This is a genomic window from Micrococcus sp. GPGPB33, assembly GCF_037853785.1.
GTDB classification, from domain to species: Bacteria; Actinomycetota; Actinomycetes; order Actinomycetales; family Micrococcaceae; genus Micrococcus; species Micrococcus luteus.
On sequence record NZ_JAQMWO010000002.1, the window covers coordinates 112,226 to 128,051 of the forward strand.

Sequence of the window (15,826 nt, forward strand, 5' to 3'; positions counted from 1 at the left end):
CGGACCAAGCGGTCGCGGACTCTCGCGCCGACCGCTTCCCAGGTCAGGCGCGCTGCGTGCTGTGATGCGCGGCGCCCCGCCTCCTTGGCCACAGCCGGGTCCGCCAGACGCAGCATGGCTTCACTGACCCCCCTGGGTCTGACGGATCCACGACGATCCCACCGTCGCCGATCATGTCTGAGGCCCCGCCCACAGTGGTCCCGATGGAGGGAATGCCCATGCGGCCGGCCTCCGCGTACACGATGCCTGCGGGCTCGAGTCGGCTGGGCACGACGAGACACGTGGCTTCGGCGAAGAGGCGTCCCAGTCGCTGTTGCGCCGCCGGCTCTGAGATGGGCAGGAGCCCGTGCACCACGACCCCGTCAGCATCGATGTTGGGGACACCCGCGCCGACCAGGTGGAGGAGGGCGTCGGGGTACAGGTCGCGCACCTGCGCAAAGGCCTTGACCACGGCGTCGCCGCGTTTACGTTCCCAGTCGTGGCCGACGAAGAGGAACCGCGGCGAACTCCAATCCTTGTCCGTGGAAGGCTGCCCCTCTCGATTGACGCCCAGCCCCGTCACCGTGATCCACTCGCGAGGAATTCCGTAGTCGTCACTGATGGAGTCAGCGACCCAGGATGTAGCCGCGAAACAGATGCCCGCCTTCTCGTAGACGCTCTGCTGCAGGCGCCGTCGTCCGTCGACGAGAGCTGGCGGCAGGTCAGGAAACGGGCCCCACGCGTGCTCGACCGCCTGGGCGATCGTCATATCCTCGAAAGTGGCGAGTCGTCGGTGGTGAACTCGGTAGCCCGTGCCGATCTGGAGGACGGCGTCCACATGGCGGGGAACGCGGTACAGTGCAGTCAGCTCCACCAGGCGGGCGTAGGCAGCACTCTCACGGCCAAGCGTCAGCAACTCGTCGGCCGTCGGGCGAAGCCGTTGTGCCGTCACCCGAGTCCAGACTCGAGCGGCAGTGGACGGCGGGGTCAGGTCCACCGGCACCACCCGGACTCCCGCCGCCTCGAGGCCCCGGATGAGACCCGCCGGAGTGCCAGACCAAGACTGGGGGTCAGTCGGGTCCCCCGGGTATGTGACGGCTACGGTGAGTGTCACCCCGGGATCGTTGGCTCGCATGTGGCCATTACACCAGACGCCGAGGGATGCTCATCGCTGTCCCGCAATTCGCGGCAGATTCGTGAGCGCATTGCGAATTCGTTGGCTGAACTCCACTTCGGAAAACTGCTCGGCGTGCGCCTGCATCGCCGCCCGGTCCCAGTCATGAGCCAGCAGACGTTCCACCCCTCCGGCCACCGCATCCACCGTCGGCTCCTCCACGAACACCCCGTTGACGCCTTCCACGATGGTGTCCAGGTAACCGCCGGCCCGTAGCGCCACGGTGGGCACGCCCCACGCGCTCGCCTCGAGCGGGGTGATGCCGAAGTCCTCGTGGCTCGCTGCGATCAGTGCCGTCGCGTGCGCGTACGCCCAGCGCAGCTGCGCGTCGGTGAGGTCCTGGCCAAACACCACGTCCTCCCCCGCCATCGCGCGCAGCCGTGCCTCCTCCGGGCCCTTGCCGATCACCACGAGCGGCCGCCCCGCGCGGGCCGCTGCCTCGATCGCCACGTCCACGTGCTTGTACGGCATGAGTCGCGCGACCGACAGCAGGAAGCCGTCCTCCGCCAGCCGCTCCGCACCGGGGATCGGCTCCTGCGGGCCGTCCGTGCTCACGGAGTGCGGCGGGAACACGAGGTCCACGCCCTCGAGCCTGTAGACGTCTTCGATCCGCTTCTTCACCACCGTGGAGTTGGCCACATAGCGCGATCGACGCCGGACGGCCGCGCGGTCCCACCTGCGCAGACCCGGGCGCAGCACGCGGGCGATCCGCCCCTTGATGCTGTTCCGACCGTCCTCGCCCAGGTAGTCCTCCAGCAGGTAGACCCAGCGCGCCGGGGTGTGGCAGTAGACGAGCGTGGCGCCGTCGTAACGGAATCCGTGCGCCCAGCCCGAGGTCGAGACGACGGCGATCGGCTCCTTCACGTGCATCAGCGAGGAGGCCAGGGGCAGCAGCGGCAGTGCCCGCCGCGGGTCCTTCCGCAGCAGCCCCACCCGGTTCAGGGGTGAGGTGATGATGCGTGCGTCCTTGAACTCCGGGAAGGTTCCCTCGGGGTCGTAGAACGTCGTGTAGATGGGCGCGTCCGGCCACATCCGGTGCAGGGCGAGCACCACCCGCTCCGCCCCGCCCTTCTGGGTGAGGTAGTCGTGGGCGATGGCGATCTTTGCGGGGGTCTGTTCCGACATCGTGTCTCCTCAGATGGCCCGTTGCGCACGGTGGGGGTGGGCCCGTCCTGCCTCGGCCGCACCCTCCACCTGGAGGGCGATGAGTCGACGGGCGAGCCCCCGAGGCAGGTGGTCCGCGACGGCGTCGATCAGCGCACTGGAGCGCGTGAGAGTGGCTTCGGTGGCGCCCAACGCCACCAGGCGCACGGCAGCACCCCACACGCCTCGCGGAGCACCGATAGTGCCGAGCGGTGCCGCCCCGTGCTTGCTCACGAACAGGTTCCGCGCGGCCGTGCCGTGCAAGGCCCGCACCGCCTTCGAGTGCGTTGTCACGGCGGCAGCGTGGTGCCGCGTCTCCAGCTCGGGACGGATCACCACCGGGTAGCCTGCCGCGTGCAGCCGGTAGCCGTAGTCGATGTCCTCCCACCCGTACTGTCGGTAGTCCGGGTCGTAGCCGCCGATCTGCTGGTGCAGGGCACGGGGAACGGACACGTTGCCTGCCCAGTGTCGCCACTGTTGATCCGCCGGCAGCGCATACGCGTGCTCGCGGTGCAGGACGTCCTGGGTGTCACCGTAGGCGCGCTGATACGGGGTGGGCTCCAGGACGTTCAGACAGAGTCCGATCGCTCCGCCGGGCTCCCCCGAGTGCGCGGCCACGTGGTCCCGGATGTAGTGGGGTCCGGGCTCCAGATCGTCGTCGGTGCGGATGAGGATGCGGCCGGACGTCGCGTCGGCGCCGGCGTTGAGCCCGGCGACCCGTCCGCGGTTCTCGCCGAAGACGGTCCAACTCAGGTCCAGGCCCGGATGTTCCGCGGCCAACTGGGCGAGCACCGCCTCCGACCCGTCCACATCCCCGTCCACGACCACGTGGACCTCGAACGGCGGGGCGTCCTCCTGCGCGGCGAGGGCGCCGATCAGGCGCGGCAGCCGCTGGGCTCCGCCCCGGCTGGGGACGATCACGCTGGCCTCGGGGGTCAGGGGCGTCTCGGTCATGAGTCCTCCGCGGGGATCATAGGGACAGGTCATTCAGGAGCTCGGCGACGGCGGCGCGGCCGGCCTCGGGTGAGAACAGCGACGCCCAGCGGCGCCGCTGGGAGTGGGCCACCGCCCCCAGATCGACCGCGCGTACCGCCCGCAAGCAATTCGCGAGTGCGGCGGCGTCGCGCTGCGGAACAACGAAGGGGTGATCGCTGCCGACCACCTCGGGAACGGCCCCCGCATCGGAAGCCACCACCGGAACGCCCGCCGCCATCGCCTCGGCCGTCACCAGGCCGAAGACCTCGGCGCACTGCGACGGCACGGCCAGCACGTCCACGGTGGCCAGGAACTGGGCGGTGTCCTGCCAGCCGAGCACCTGGACGTCCTCACCGGCTGCCTTCAGGGCGGTGGCGAGCCGCTCGGCCTCGTCCTCCGCCACGAATCGACTCTCCCCCGCGACCCGGAACACGAAGGCGCGCGGGTCGGTCCTCCGCAGCAGCGCCGCGGCCTCCAGCAGGGTGAGGATGCCCTTGTCCTCGGACAGGCGGCCAAGGAATCCCACGGTCACCGGCTCATCGGCACCGCGGGCCCGCCGTGTCTGTGGCGCCGTCGGGCCCGGAACCCAGTTGTGGAGCACGCGGGCCCCGCGGATGCGGTCCGCCGCGAACCGGGAGGGCACGAGAACCGCGAGCGCACCGGGACGCGCCAGGGCGGAGAACACGCGCAGAACCGGCTTCTCGGGCACCTGGTGCAGGTGAACGATCCGGCGCGGCCGACCGGCCAGCGCCGCGGCCGGCAGCAGCCCGTTGCACCACGCGACATCGTCCTTGCCTCGGCCACGGTCCCAGGCCCGGAGAGCACGCATGTACCCCAGTCGTCCGGGCCCACCCACGCGGACCACGTCGAAACCGTCCGCGTCGAGGCGATCGGCGGTCTCGGCCGGGTGCGCCGGGGCGACGACGCCCACGTCCCGCCCCAGCTCGCGCAGGGCCGTGGCGAGGTGGTGCAGCATCACCTCGCCGCCGCCCACTTCGCCCTGGTTCGCCAGGATCCAGATGCGTCCGGTCATCGGGCCGGCTCCAGGGATCGGGGTTGTCCGGTCCGCGCTTCCACGACGGAGCGGACGCGGGTCAGCCCCCGCTTGGCCGCACGGCCGAGGTGCTCCTCGCCGTACTTCTGCAGGGCCCAGGCGAGCACGGAGACCACGGCCAAGGCCACGAGCATGGCCATGTTTCGGCCCACGTATGGCCATAGAGCATGGATGACCAGATAACCGGGAATGACGTGGATGATGTACAGGGAGTAGCTGATCCGGCCGTAGAACTGGAAGGGCGGCGTTGTGAGGAGCCACGTCCTTCGTCGGAGGGCCACAGCAGTGAACAGGGTCGCTGCTGCCAGCACCCAGAGACCAAGGGTCATGTCGCGCAGGACGAAGGGGCTCACGACAGCCGATGCATAGGCTGCGGCCACCGCTCGTCGGTGGCGACCCGTCTCCCGTGCCAGGAACACCACCATGCCCAGGACGAACATGGGCGCATACTCGGCAACAGTGATGTTGTTGACGAGTTTGACCCACGTGGGGTCCCCCGCTGGGCGTGGCGCCGCGGCCTGTGACGTCACAGCCACCACCGTCCAGGACAACACAGACCAACCCAGGCATGCCCACAGGACCAGACGGCCCGACAGGCGACACCGGCTGAGGATGAGGAGGGTCAAGACGAGTGCGTAGAACTGCATCTCGACCGCCAGGGTCCAGTAGACGTCGACCACATCGTCGACCAGCAACCATCGTTGGACCATCGTGAGGTTGACGATGATCTGCCCCGGACTCAGCGAGTACCCCGGCACCTGAACGAGGGCGAGGATCACCACGGCGAATGCAAGCGAGAGCCAGTACGGCGGGTACAGCCGGGCGGCTCGGGAGATGACGAAATCGCTGGGACGCGAGGCCCGGCGCGCGGTCATGAGGATCACGAAACCGCTGATCATGAAGAACAGCTGGACCCCCGTGCCACCCCAGACGAAGTCATGAAAAGCGGGGGGATCGTCGCGGTAGTGGAAATTGTGCGTACCGCCGAAGTGCGAGAACACCACGGCCAGCGCGGCAAGGCCGCGGAGACCGTCCAGCTCCCGGAACCGGGGTCCCGGCACTCGCTTCTCAGCCGGGGCCACCGAGGCCGCCCCCGGCTCGTTCGGGCTCGCCGCGGTCATCGGGTACCCACCTTCCCCACCCGGCGCCCGAGCACCTCGAGGGTCGCCTCGGCGGTCGCCCGGGCCATCGTCTCCACGTCGCCCACGCGCACCTCGCCCGGGCCCTCGGCGGCGGCACGCATGACGGCGTCGGCGATGGCCGCCGGCGTGGTCTCGTGGACCAGCCGCTCGGGGAGCAGGATCTCCCCGTTGCCGCCCACGTCCGTGGCGACGGCGGGCAGGCCCGCGGCCGCGGCGTCGAGCAGGGTGTAGCTGAGGTTCTCCCACGCGGAGAGCTGCACCAGCACGTCGTGCTCGGCCATGGTGCCCCACGGCTCCACGAAGCCGGGCAGGTCGACCGCATCCGCGACACCGAGCGCCTCGGCCTGGGCGCGCAGCTCCCCCTCCAGGGGGCCAGCGCCGGCCAGCGTCAACCGCGTCCCGGGGTCCCGCTCCAGCAGGGCCGGCAGCGCGGCGATCAGCCGGTCGAGGTTCTTCTCGGGCGCCAGCCGGGACAGGGAGAGGATCCGCAGCCCCTCCCCCGGTGCGCGCCGCTGCCCCGCGGCCGCGGCCCGCACCGCGGGCACGTCCACCCCGTTGCGCACCACGGTGAGAGGCGCCCCCGCACCCCACTTGCGCCGGAGCACGTCCGCGGTGGACTGCGCCACCGCGATCACGAGGTCCGTGCCGCGCAACCGGGCCCGGTGCGCGGCGTTCTTCACCCGGGCCGCCGCGGCGCGGTTGTACAGCCCGTCGTCCGGGGCGATCCCATGCTCGGTGCTGAGCAGCGCCGGCGCACCGGCCCGCTGCCGGGCCCGCCCCGGGCCGAGCGCGGTGAACGCCGCGAGGTCGGCGTAGGCCAGGTGCGTGTGGACCGCGGCCGGACGCAGGGTGCGCACCGCCGTCCGGAGCGTGCGCACCGAGGCGGCCAGGCCGGCGTCGGGACCGACGTCCCCGGTGAACACCGCCGCACCCTGCTCGCGCAGGCGCTCGGCGAGCGGTCCCTCGGGGCACAGCACCGCCAGACGCAGACCGGGCAGGCCCACGCGCGCGACGTCGAGGACGTGCCGGGCCACGCCGCCGAGGTCGGCGACGGGCACCACCCAGAGCGTCAGCGGGGCCGGGGTGCTCGTCGCCGCCTCGGGGATCACAGCCACTGCTCCAAGCGGTCCAGGGCCGTCCAGAAGCCCTCACCGTTGTTGATGTGGCCCTGCCAGATCTCCGGGATGAAGCTCACCCCGGGGGCCAGGCGGTCCAGCTGCTCGCACAGCACGGGCCAGTCCACGTCACCCTCTCCGATCTGCGGCCCCTCCCCGTCCACACCGGTGGCGTCCACCAGGTGCAGGTGGATGGTGTGCGGGGCCAGCTTCTCCACCATCTCCGAGAAGGGGATCCCCAGGAACGTGGCCGAGAGCTTGGAGTGGGAGATGTCCAGGCACAGGGGCACGCCCGTGGCCTCCACGAAGGCCACGGTGTCGTCCGGGTCCATGAAGAGGTTGTGGTACTGCTGACCGCCCATCAGCCACGGGAACGGCGGCAGCGTCTGCGCGGCGATCCGGATGCCGGAGGTGTCCAGACGCTGCACGGCCTCGGCGATGCGCTCGTACTTCGGCCGCCGCTCCTCCGGGCGGATGTGCCGGTCCAGGGTGAACCCGCCCATGGTGATGACCATGATGGGCGCCTCCTCGGACGGGAACCAGCGCTTCAGGTCCCGGGTGATGTCGATCGTGCGCTGCACCTCGGCGATCGAGCGCTCCCACACGGCGTCGTCGTCGCTGGCCAGGTCCACAAGGAAGTCGCCGGAGAAGATGTCCGGCAGGTGGGTGGTGAAGCCCATCGGCATGGGCTCGGTGAACACCGAGTCGATGTCGATCTCGAGGTCCTTGTAGGAGAAGTGGAACTCCAGGAAGTCCGGGGTGCAGTCCTTCGTCAGCGCCTCGACGTCGTGGTAGCGCACCGGCAGGCCCCAGGGGCGCCGGAACTGGAACTGGCGCCCGGTGGGCACCGTGTCCGTGAGGTCACCGGCGAAGAAGAAGTCGCCCTCGGCCATCTCGCGGTGCAGCGTGCGGCCGACCAGGCGCGGCAGCTCGTTGGGCTGCAGGCCACGGCCCGGGGACTTCACGGTCACGTCGTCGGCGGTGATCGTGGCGCCGGCCCGCAGCGGACGGGCCGCCACCAGGGACTTGGCCAGGTTGATGCGGTTCATCGCCTCACCGGTGGAGACCACGCGCTCGGTCCCGACGCCGATCGACTCCTCGATGTCCCGGGTCTGCCGGACCATCTGCGTGAACTCCTCCGGCAGCAGGGAGACCTTGTGGTCGTTGCCCTCGAGCCCGCGGTCCACGGTGAAGTGCTTCTCGATGATCGCAGCGCCCCGGGCCACCGCGGCCAGCGCCACGTGGAAGCCGCGCTCGTGGCCCGAGTAGCCCACCGGCGTCTGCGCGATCTCCGCGAGCCGGTCCAGGTAGGCCAGGTTCACGTCCTTGTAGGGGGCGGGGTACGTGGACTGGGCGTGCAGCATCGCGAAGGGGACGCCGAAGGAGCGCACCAAGGCCACCGACTCGCGGATCTCCTCCTCCCGGGACATGCCGGTGGAGAGCACCATCGGCAGGCCGGAGGCGGCCGCGTCCCGCAGCAGACCGTGGTTCGTCAGGTCCGCCGAGGCGATCTTCACGCCGTCCACCGGGTACTCGCGCAGCACCCGCATGGACGGGGCGTCCCACGGGGTGCACATCAGGGCGACGCCGGCGTCCCGGACGTGGTCGAACACCCGCACCATGTCCTCGGCGGAGAGCGAGAACTTGGCCAGCTCGTCCAGGGTGCGCTGGGCCCCCAGGTCCTCGCCGGCGGTGGCCGCGCCGGACTGCCGGTACAGGGCGTCCATGTCCCGCAGCTGGAACTTCACGGCGTCCGCGCCCGCCTCGACGGCCAGGTCCACGAGACGGCGGGCCAGGTCCACATCGCCCTGGTGGTTGTTGCCGATCTCCGCGATCAGGAACGCCGGGTGGCCCTCCCCGATCCGGTGCCCGCCGATCCGCAGCTCCGCCTCCCGGTTGATCGCCAGGGCCGTCAGGCGGCCGCGCTCGTCCAACAGCGGCAGGTGCAGCGCCCCGGCGGGCAGGGCCTCGCGCATCTCGGCCGGGGAGGCGCCCAGGGGCGCCGTCGCCGGGTCGCGATGGGCGACGTCGACCGCGGCCACGTCCAGCGACGCCTCCGGATGCGCCACGAGCCAGCGGCGCACGTCCCCGTCCGTCAGCGAGCCGACGAGGAAGCCGTGGGAGTCCACCACGAACACGGTGCGCTCGCGGTTGTCGGTCATCTTCTGCAGGGCGGCCAGGAGCGAGTCCTCGGGGAAGACGAGGTAGGGGGTGAGCCTGCGTTCGATGATCACTGCGCGCCTCCGGGGGTGCGGTTCGGGCCGGTGGTGGGGGGCTCGTCGGTGCGCGGGGCACCGAGGTCGGGGCGGTGCTGGAGCACCTTCTGGACCGCCAGGTACTGGTCCATCTGCTGCTCGGCCAGGGCGAAGTCCAGCTCGGTGTCGATGTCCACGCCCTCGAGGTCGTCGAGCTCCAGCAGGCCGATCCGGCCGCCGAGCCGGTTGTGCAGCCGGTCGTAGACCCAGGGGCGCGTCACGTACAGCGAGCCGTTCTCGCGAAACCGCAGGTCGGTACGCGTCATGTCCTGCCGGCGCTTGCGCGCCGTGACGTCGAAGTCCGGGATCGGCTCCCCGTCGGGGTCCTCGGCGTGGCGCCACAGGAACGGGGACACCGGGACGACGCCGACCAGCGAGTCCATCCCCGTGTCCCGGAACTGCCGCACGGCGCGGTCCAGGGTGCCGGGCAGGCGCAGCGGGCTGGTGGCCTGGAGCAGCATCACGCCCTCCGGTTCGACGCCGGCGGCCCGCTCGGCCGCGAGCACGTGCTCGATCACGGGCTCGGTGGGGGTCGAGTCCTGGGCCAGGTGGGCCGGGCGCAGGCCCGGCACGTCCGCGCCGTAGCGGAGGGCGACCTCGGCGATCTCGGCCGAGTCCGTGGAGACCACCACGTGCAGGTCCTCCTCCGCTTCGAGGGCGGCCTGGATGGTCCAGGCGACGAGCGGGTGGCCGCCCAGGAGGCGGATGTTCTTGCCGGGCAGCCCCCGGGACCCGCCGCGCACGGGGATGACGCACAGGATGCTCACGCGGTCTCCTTCCAGACGTGCTCGGCGATCGCGGCCGCGGGGTCCGCGGTCGGCGAGGCAAGGGGCGGGGTGGGCTCCGGGGTGCGGCCGGGCCGCCATCGGGTCATGCCGTAGCGCCGCCAGAACCCCTCGAGCCAGGCGGGCGGGTCCGGGTGGACGGCCCACGCGGGTCTGCCGGCCTGTGCGGCCTCGAGGATCCCGGTGGAGAAGACGGCGGCCACGGGCCCGCGCGTGGCGACGAGGGGCGCCCCGGCGTCGTCGATCCGCACACCGGCCCTGCGCCAGGCCGCGTGCTGGCCGCGGGAGAGGCGGTCCCGCTCGGCCGGGTGGGGGCGGTAGCCGGCGCCGGTGGCCCGCACGTACTGTTCGGCGGCCGCGGCGAAGTCCCGGCGGGGCAGCTCGGCGCCGTGCAGCTGACCGAGGAACACCCCGGGGCCGTCGTCCCCGGCACCCGAGAGCGCGGGCGCGGCCCGGCGGGCCTGCTCGAGCAGGGCCGAGCCCACCGCGACGGCCTCCACATCGGCGCGGCCCTGGGTCCACCAGTCCGCGTCCGCGCTCGTGAAGGCGTACAGGGTGGCGTCCCGCGGGACGGGCGGCGTGGACACGGCCAGCAGCCCGTGCTGGACAACGCCGATCCGCGCCCCCCGCTGCCGGGCCCAGCGCACGGCGGCGCGACCCGAGGGCAGGTACTCCCCCGCCACCAGGACGCGGCGGAGCCCGGACAGGCGATCCCTCACGACGTCGGCGGTGGCGGCGTGCTCCCGGTGGCCCGCGGCCCCGGGCAGGGCGGGTGCGTCACCGGCGGGCAGCACCCAGCCGACCCCGGCGGCTGCCTCCGGCCGCACCGTGGCCAGGGCGGCCACGGGCGAGGCCAGCGCGGCCAGCTGCGTGGGGCCGAAGGACTCCAGGGCGACGAGGGTGTGCACGTCCCCCGCCGGCAGGAGCAGGCGCGGGACGTCGTCGCCGGTGAACCGGCGGCGTGTCAGGGCGCCGGCCACGCCGCGCACGGTCGAGCGCGCGGTGTCCGCGGCCCGCCGGGTCAGTGGCCACTGGGCGCGCTGCCACGCGTGCCAGCGCGGCAGGTCCTCGGAGCGCCAGAAGAGGGGCGCGTCGGTCATGCCCACCACCCCTGGGCCATGGCCGCCCGGTGCGCGAACGTGTGCTCCGCGTGCGACCGGCGGCGGCCGGCCTCCCGGATGCGCGCTCCCCAGGCGGGATCCGCGACGACCCGGCGGCCCAGCTCGATGAGGTGGTCCGCGTCCTCGAAGACGAGCACCTCCTCGTCCGGGACGTAGAACTCGGCCACGTCGGCCCGATCGACCAGCTGGAGACCGCCCATGCCGGGCACCTCGAAGGTCCGCATCGCGTGGCCGGCCTGCAACCCGTGGATGTTGATGGCGCCCGCGGCGGCCGCCTGCACGGCGTACGCCTCCTCGAGGGGGATGTCCCGTTCGGCCGGCAGGTCCGGCCGGGTCAGCTCCCACGTGCGCAGGCGGTCCACCGGGTGGTGGCTCCACTGACGCCCGTAGGCGCGCACCGGCACCCCGGCCGCGGCCAGGCGGGTGAGCAGTTCCACGCGATTCGGGTAGCGCGAGCCCACGAAGACGAGTTCGTCGCGCCGCGGCACCTGGGGCAGCACCATCGCCGGGTCGAAACCATTGGGCATGTAGTGGGCGTCCACGCCCTCGCCGGCCAGCAGCTCGGCCTCGGAGCGGGCGTAGCTGAGCACCGGCCCGACGGAGCGCAGGAACTCCATCGAGTAGTCGTGCCGCGCGAGGTCGTCGTACAGCCAGAGCATGCGGGGCAGGCCCGCTTCGAGGATCTCGGACCAGAAGGCCTCGCCCAGCGAGTCCCCCTTGATGACGAGCACGCGGTCCGGCCGGGCCTCCCGCAGCGCGGCCACGGCCCGCCCGGTGTCCCAGACGACCCGCGCGGCCGTGCGGTCCACGCCCGCCTTCTGCGGCAGCTCGAGCAGCCCCTTGTTCCGCAGCTTCATGCCGAGCGTGGCGTAGGCGTCGTAGCAGTGCACCGTGACGTCGAAGCACTGGGCCGCCCACGCCGCCGCGATGGAGCGGTGGTAGCCGTGGAACGCCGGCGAGACGAGGAACAGCCGTTCCGGTGAGCGGCCGCCCCGCGCGTCGGGCGGCGCGGGCACGGTGTAGCCGGTGGCGCTCATCGGCGCTGCCCCTTCCAGACCAGCGCGTGCTCGTCCCGGAGCACGGCGCGGGCGTCCACGTCCACACCCCGGGCCTGCCGGAGCGCGTTCACGGCGAAGTTCGCCCCCGTCGCCGCGGTGAGCGCGGCCTTGAGGACCCGGGGGTGACCGAACTTCCGGGCGTAGCGGTACCGGGAGTCCACCAGCCAGCCGCGCCGGCGCAGCGGGTCCGAGGAGCCGTGCAGCCCATGCGGCACACGGACGGCCGGGACCACGATCGACGGCACGCCGCGCTCGCGCAGGCGGCGCTGCAGGTCGACCTCCTCGGAGTTCATGAAGTACTCCTCGTCGAACCCGCCGACGGCGCGGACCTGCGCCATCGGCAGGAGCAGCACGGCGCCCATCACCCAGTCGACCGCCACGGGCGAGGCGGACCGGGCCGCCGCGACGTCGTGCCCCACGGCCTCGTGAAGCACGTCCAGGTGACGGAAGCGGGCCAGCGGAGTCAGCCACTCGACGGTCTGGTGCAGGACCGTGGGGAAGTGCCGCCCGGACCACTGCGGCGTGCCGTCCTCGTTGACGACCTGCGGACTGACCACGGCCGGCTGGTACGGAGCGGCCGCAACCACCAGCGCGTCGATCTGCGCCCCCGTGATCTCGGCGTCCGAGTTGAGGACCAGGGCCAGCTCGGTGGTGACCGCGGCCAGGCCGGTGTTCACGTTCGCCCCGAAGCCGCCGTTGCGCTCGCGGCGCACGACGGTCAGACGCGGATCGTGCGCCTCGGGGTACGGGGTGGGCGAGGCGTCGTCCGAGACCACGACGGCGGCCAGCGCGTCTCCGGGATCGGTCAGCAGGCGGTCGACGAGGGCGAGGGTGGGGGCCGCATCGCCGTAGTGCGGGATCACCACGGTCACCGCCGCCGTGGGCGACTGGGCTGCCATGCGGGCTCCTCCCTCGGCTCGGATGGAGGGCGCACCCAGCGCCCGAGAACCTGTGACGAGTATAGAGAGCGTCTGGCGAGGACCCGTGCCAGCCGGTGGGGCGGCCTCGTGGCCGTCGGCACGGCGCTCAGTACACTGACCGGACGGCCACGGGACGGAAAGGGTGAGCCATGCCCGGCGCCCAGGGGGAGGACGAAGCCATGAGCGAGACCACCGCGTTGCGCATCGGCACCGGTCTCGATGCCGTGACGGTGAGCGGCCTCACAGGAGACGAGCGCGCGGAGGTCATCGCGTCCTGGGCCCGGTGCGGTGTGGAGGTCGTGCAGCCGCCCGCCCACACCGATGCGCACCGGGGCGCCGACACCGCGTCTCCGTGGCTCCAGTGGCACGAGGACCTGGTGTTCCTGGCGACCTCACGGACGATCGAGTCCGCCCGCGGCACCCACCTGCTGTTCCATGCCGCGTGCCTCGCCGCACCGGACTCTGGGGCGGCGATGGTCCTGGTGGCGGCGTCCGGGACGGGCAAGACGACGGCCACGCGCCGGCTGGGACCCCATTTCGCCTACCTCACCGACGAGACGGCGATCATCGCACCAGACGGCCTGACCGTCACGCCCTACCCCAAACCGCTGTCCCTGCTGGGGTCACGGGGGGTGCGCCCGAAGACCCAGCGAGGCCCGGACGACCTGGGTCTCGGTCCGACCCTCCCCGACGCCCGGCTGGCCCGGATCGCCGTGCTGGACCGCGTGCGGGATCCGGCAGGCCCGGTGACGCCGCGGGCGGAGGCCATGGAGCTCGTGGCCGCGCTCGAGGCGCTCGTCCCCCAGACCTCCTCCCTCTCCCTGCTCCCCCGCGGTCTCGTGACGCTCTGCCGCGTCCTCGACGCGGTCGGCGGCGCCCAACGCCTGGTCTACGCCGAAGCCGAGGACCTGCGGGGCGTCGTCGACGGCCTGCTGGCGGCCCCGCCCACGCCCGTCACCCCCGCCTGGGAGGCACTCACCGAGGAAGAGCTCTCGGCCTCCGTCGGAGTGGCAACCCCGGGCGCGGTGTCCCGCTGCGCCGTCGACGACGGCATCCTGACCGACCACGGCCGCCTGGTCCTGCTCGCCTCGGACCGCCTGGTCGTGCTCGAAGGTCTGGGCCCGTCCGTCTGGCTCCTGCTGGACGAGCCGCGGACGGCCGCCGACGTGGTGGCCTGCCTCCGCACCGAAGGACCCGTGCCCGAGGACGCCGAGGCCCGGGTGCAGGAGGCGATGGAGGCCCTGATCGCCGTGCAGCTGGCCACGACCGGCTGAGCCGGCACGGGCCGCCGTCGCCCAGGAGGCCCCGCGCCTCAGGAGATCAGTGCCCGCCCCAGTGCGTGGGCGGCCACACCGTCACGAAGACCTCGCCCACGATGTCCTCGCGGGTGACGAAGCGCGCGCAGTCCCCGGCCTGGTCGGCGGGGATGCCGCGGCACGCGATCACGGAGTCGGCCGAGTTCGAGCGGTGGTCGCCGAGCACGAGCATCGAGTCGTCCGGCACGGTGACCGGGCCGAAGCAGCGCGCGGACATCACCTCGGACTCGCAGTCCAGCTCGTCCCGGATGAACGGCAGATCGTTGTGGATGTACGGCTCGTCCACGGGCTCCCCGTCCACCGTCACCGCGCCCTCGGCGGTGCAGCACTCCACGGTCTGCCCCGCGGTGCCGACCACGCGCTTGACCAACGCCTGCTCGTGCGAGCGGCCGATGCCGGTGAGGTCGCCGAACGTGCGGACGGCGTTCTCCACGGCCCCCTCCGACGACGCGGGAGTCGCCCAATCCTCGTTCGCCGTGAAGACCACCACGTCCTGGGAGTCGGCCATCCCGTCCGGATAGGCGGTGCGGTTGACCAGCATGCGGTCCCCCACCTCGAGGGTGTTCTCCATCGAGCCGGACGGCACCGAATACACCTTCACCCACAGGGCCTGCACCACGGCGACGACCGCGATGGCCACCACCACATTCACCAGCAGGGAGGCCCAGAACGGCAGGCGCGGACGGCGAGGCTGCGGCGCGGCCACCGCGCCGCCGTCGTCCCCGTGGGCCGGCTCGACGCGCTCGGCCATGGTCAGGCGACGCCGTCGAACAGGCTGGTGACCGAGCCGTCCTCGAAGACCTCGCGGATCGCGCGGGCGATCAGCGGGGCGATCGACAGCACCGTGAGGGTCTCGAAGCGCTTCTCCTCCGGGATGGGCAGGGTGTTGGTCACCACGACCTCACGGGCGCCGCACTCGCCGAGCCGCTGGGCGGCCGGATCCGAGAACACCGCGTGCGTGGCGGCGATGATGACGTCCTTCGCGCCGGCGTCCTTGAGGATCTGCACGGCGCCGGCGATGGTGCCGCCGGTGTCGATCATGTCGTCGATCAGCACGCAGACGCGGCCCTCGACGTCCCCGACCACGGTCTTGGACTCGGCCTTGTTCGGAACGGTCAGGTCCCGGCTCTTGTGCACGAAGCCCAGCGGCACGCCGCCCAGGCGGTCCGCCCACTGCTCCGCCACGCGCACGCGACCGGTGTCCGGGGAGACGACCGTGACCTCCTCGCCCGCCACGCTGGAGCGGATGTGGTCCGCCAGCAGCGGGATGGCGAACAGGTGGTCCACCGGGCCGTCGAAGAAGCCCTGGATCTGGGCGGTGTGCAGGTCCACGCTCATCACGCGGGAGGCGCCGGCGGTCTTGTACAGGTCCGCCACGAGACGGGCCGAGATCGGCTCGCGGCCGCGGCCCTTCTTGTCCTGGCGGGCGTACGGGTAGAACGGCGAGACCACCGTGATGCGGCGGGCGGAGGCGCGCTTCATGGAGTCCACCATGATCAGCTGCTCCATGAGGTGGTTGTTCAGCGGCGCCGGGTGCGACTGGATGATGAACACGTCCTTGCCGCGCACCGACTCGCCCGAGCGCACGTAGATCTCGCCGTTGGCGAAGTCGTAGGCGCTCATGGGGAGCAGCTCGGTGCCCAGCTCCTCGGCGATCTCCTGCGCGAGCTCGGGGTGGGCGCGGCCCGTGGCCAGCACCAGTCGCTTGTCCTCGCTGCGGCTCAGCTCCGTCATGACGTCCTCAACATCCTTCGTGGTCTCGCGTTCCAGGGCCGACGGCGTCCGGCGT

14 protein-coding genes are annotated in these 15,826 nt (G+C 72.3%); 1 reads left to right on the forward strand and 13 read right to left on the reverse strand.

Going from position 1 to position 15,826, the window contains the following annotated elements; translation table 11 throughout:
- Window positions 1-43 precede the first annotated feature (43 nt).
- The 11 genes from POD19_RS00585 to POD19_RS00635 all read right to left on the reverse strand — a co-directional run bounded on the left by POD19_RS00585 (window position 44) and on the right by POD19_RS00635 (window position 12,700).
- Entirely contained in the window at window positions 44-976 is a 933-nt protein-coding gene (locus POD19_RS00585) for a glycosyltransferase family 4 protein (protein ID WP_340309245.1), read from the reverse strand.
- Window positions 977-1,144: 168 nt separating this feature from the next.
- Window positions 1,145-2,278 carry a glycosyltransferase gene (locus POD19_RS00590; RefSeq protein WP_340309246.1) on the reverse strand — a complete coding sequence of 378 codons (1,134 nt, stop codon included), beginning with the start codon at window positions 2,276-2,278 and terminating at the stop codon, window positions 1,145-1,147.
- Window positions 2,279-2,287: 9 nt separating this feature from the next.
- Complete coding sequence (locus tag POD19_RS00595; protein WP_340309247.1) at window positions 2,288-3,250, reverse strand: glycosyltransferase; 963 nt, start codon at window positions 3,248-3,250, stop codon at window positions 2,288-2,290.
- Between the two features lie 16 nt (window positions 3,251-3,266).
- On the reverse strand, window positions 3,267-4,304 hold the full coding sequence (locus tag POD19_RS00600; RefSeq protein ID WP_340309248.1) for a glycosyltransferase family 4 protein: 1,038 nt from the start codon (window positions 4,302-4,304) through the stop codon (window positions 3,267-3,269).
- Window positions 4,301-5,446 carry an acyltransferase family protein gene (locus POD19_RS00605; RefSeq protein WP_340309249.1) on the reverse strand — a complete coding sequence of 382 codons (1,146 nt, stop codon included), beginning with the start codon at window positions 5,444-5,446 and terminating at the stop codon, window positions 4,301-4,303. Before POD19_RS00605 ends, POD19_RS00600 begins: the two co-directional genes overlap by 4 nt.
- Window positions 5,443-6,582: a glycosyltransferase gene (locus POD19_RS00610; protein WP_340309250.1), complete on the reverse strand. Its 1,140-nt coding sequence runs from the start codon at window positions 6,580-6,582 to the stop codon at window positions 5,443-5,445. The genes POD19_RS00605 and POD19_RS00610 overlap by 4 nt, the downstream gene beginning before the upstream one ends.
- Window positions 6,573-8,816 (reverse strand): N-acetylneuraminate synthase family protein, encoded by a 2,244-nt coding sequence (locus POD19_RS00615; protein ID WP_340309251.1) that lies wholly within the window; start codon window positions 8,814-8,816, stop codon window positions 6,573-6,575. Before POD19_RS00615 ends, POD19_RS00610 begins: the two co-directional genes overlap by 10 nt.
- Entirely contained in the window at window positions 8,813-9,604 is a 792-nt protein-coding gene (locus POD19_RS00620) for an acylneuraminate cytidylyltransferase family protein (RefSeq protein WP_340309252.1), read from the reverse strand. The genes POD19_RS00615 and POD19_RS00620 overlap by 4 nt, the downstream gene beginning before the upstream one ends.
- Window positions 9,601-10,722 carry an RNA-binding protein gene (locus tag POD19_RS00625; protein WP_340309253.1) on the reverse strand — a complete coding sequence of 374 codons (1,122 nt, stop codon included), beginning with the start codon at window positions 10,720-10,722 and terminating at the stop codon, window positions 9,601-9,603. The genes POD19_RS00620 and POD19_RS00625 overlap by 4 nt, the downstream gene beginning before the upstream one ends.
- Entirely contained in the window at window positions 10,719-11,780 is a 1,062-nt protein-coding gene (locus tag POD19_RS00630; protein ID WP_340309254.1) for a CgeB family protein, read from the reverse strand. The genes POD19_RS00625 and POD19_RS00630 overlap by 4 nt, the downstream gene beginning before the upstream one ends.
- Complete coding sequence (locus tag POD19_RS00635; RefSeq protein WP_340309255.1) at window positions 11,777-12,700, reverse strand: glycosyltransferase family 2 protein; 924 nt, start codon at window positions 12,698-12,700, stop codon at window positions 11,777-11,779. The genes POD19_RS00630 and POD19_RS00635 overlap by 4 nt, the downstream gene beginning before the upstream one ends.
- Before the next feature lie 200 nt (window positions 12,701-12,900).
- On the opposite strand from POD19_RS00635, the gene POD19_RS00640 reads away from it, so the two are divergent.
- Window positions 12,901-13,995, forward strand: a complete 1,095-nt coding sequence (locus POD19_RS00640; protein WP_340309256.1) for a PqqD family peptide modification chaperone — start codon at window positions 12,901-12,903, stop codon at window positions 13,993-13,995.
- A gap of 46 nt (window positions 13,996-14,041) precedes the next feature.
- Here POD19_RS00640 and lepB read toward each other — a convergent pair whose 3' ends face one another.
- Both lepB and POD19_RS00650 read right to left on the reverse strand, forming a co-directional pair.
- Window positions 14,042-14,788 (reverse strand): signal peptidase I, encoded by a 747-nt coding sequence (gene lepB / locus POD19_RS00645; protein ID WP_340309257.1) that lies wholly within the window; start codon window positions 14,786-14,788, stop codon window positions 14,042-14,044.
- 2 nt (window positions 14,789-14,790) lie between these two features.
- Window positions 14,791-15,771 carry a ribose-phosphate diphosphokinase gene (locus tag POD19_RS00650; protein ID WP_061867435.1) on the reverse strand — a complete coding sequence of 327 codons (981 nt, stop codon included), beginning with the start codon at window positions 15,769-15,771 and terminating at the stop codon, window positions 14,791-14,793.
- Window positions 15,772-15,826: the final 55 nt, after the last annotated feature.

What these genes read in the sequence shown, in the direction of transcription:
- POD19_RS00640 (WP_340309256.1), top strand. Translation starts at nt 12,901, where the DNA reads ATGAGCGAGACCACCGCGTTGCGCATCGGCACCGGTCTCGATGCCGTG.
- POD19_RS00600 (WP_340309248.1), bottom strand. Translation starts at nt 4,304, where the DNA reads ATGACCGGACGCATCTGGATCCTGGCGAACCAGGGCGAAGTGGGCGGC.
- POD19_RS00630 (WP_340309254.1), bottom strand. Translation starts at nt 11,780, where the DNA reads ATGAGCGCCACCGGCTACACCGTGCCCGCGCCGCCCGACGCGCGGGGC.
- POD19_RS00605 (WP_340309249.1), bottom strand. Translation starts at nt 5,446, where the DNA reads ATGACCGCGGCGAGCCCGAACGAGCCGGGGGCGGCCTCGGTGGCCCCG.
- POD19_RS00590 (WP_340309246.1), bottom strand. Translation starts at nt 2,278, where the DNA reads ATGTCGGAACAGACCCCCGCAAAGATCGCCATCGCCCACGACTACCTC.
- POD19_RS00625 (WP_340309253.1), bottom strand. Translation starts at nt 10,722, where the DNA reads ATGACCGACGCGCCCCTCTTCTGGCGCTCCGAGGACCTGCCGCGCTGG.
- POD19_RS00595 (WP_340309247.1), bottom strand. Translation starts at nt 3,250, where the DNA reads ATGACCGAGACGCCCCTGACCCCCGAGGCCAGCGTGATCGTCCCCAGC.
- lepB (WP_340309257.1), bottom strand. Translation starts at nt 14,788, where the DNA reads ATGGCCGAGCGCGTCGAGCCGGCCCACGGGGACGACGGCGGCGCGGTG.
- POD19_RS00650 (WP_061867435.1), bottom strand. Translation starts at nt 15,771, where the DNA reads ATGACGGAGCTGAGCCGCAGCGAGGACAAGCGACTGGTGCTGGCCACG.
- POD19_RS00635 (WP_340309255.1), bottom strand. Translation starts at nt 12,700, where the DNA reads ATGGCAGCCCAGTCGCCCACGGCGGCGGTGACCGTGGTGATCCCGCAC.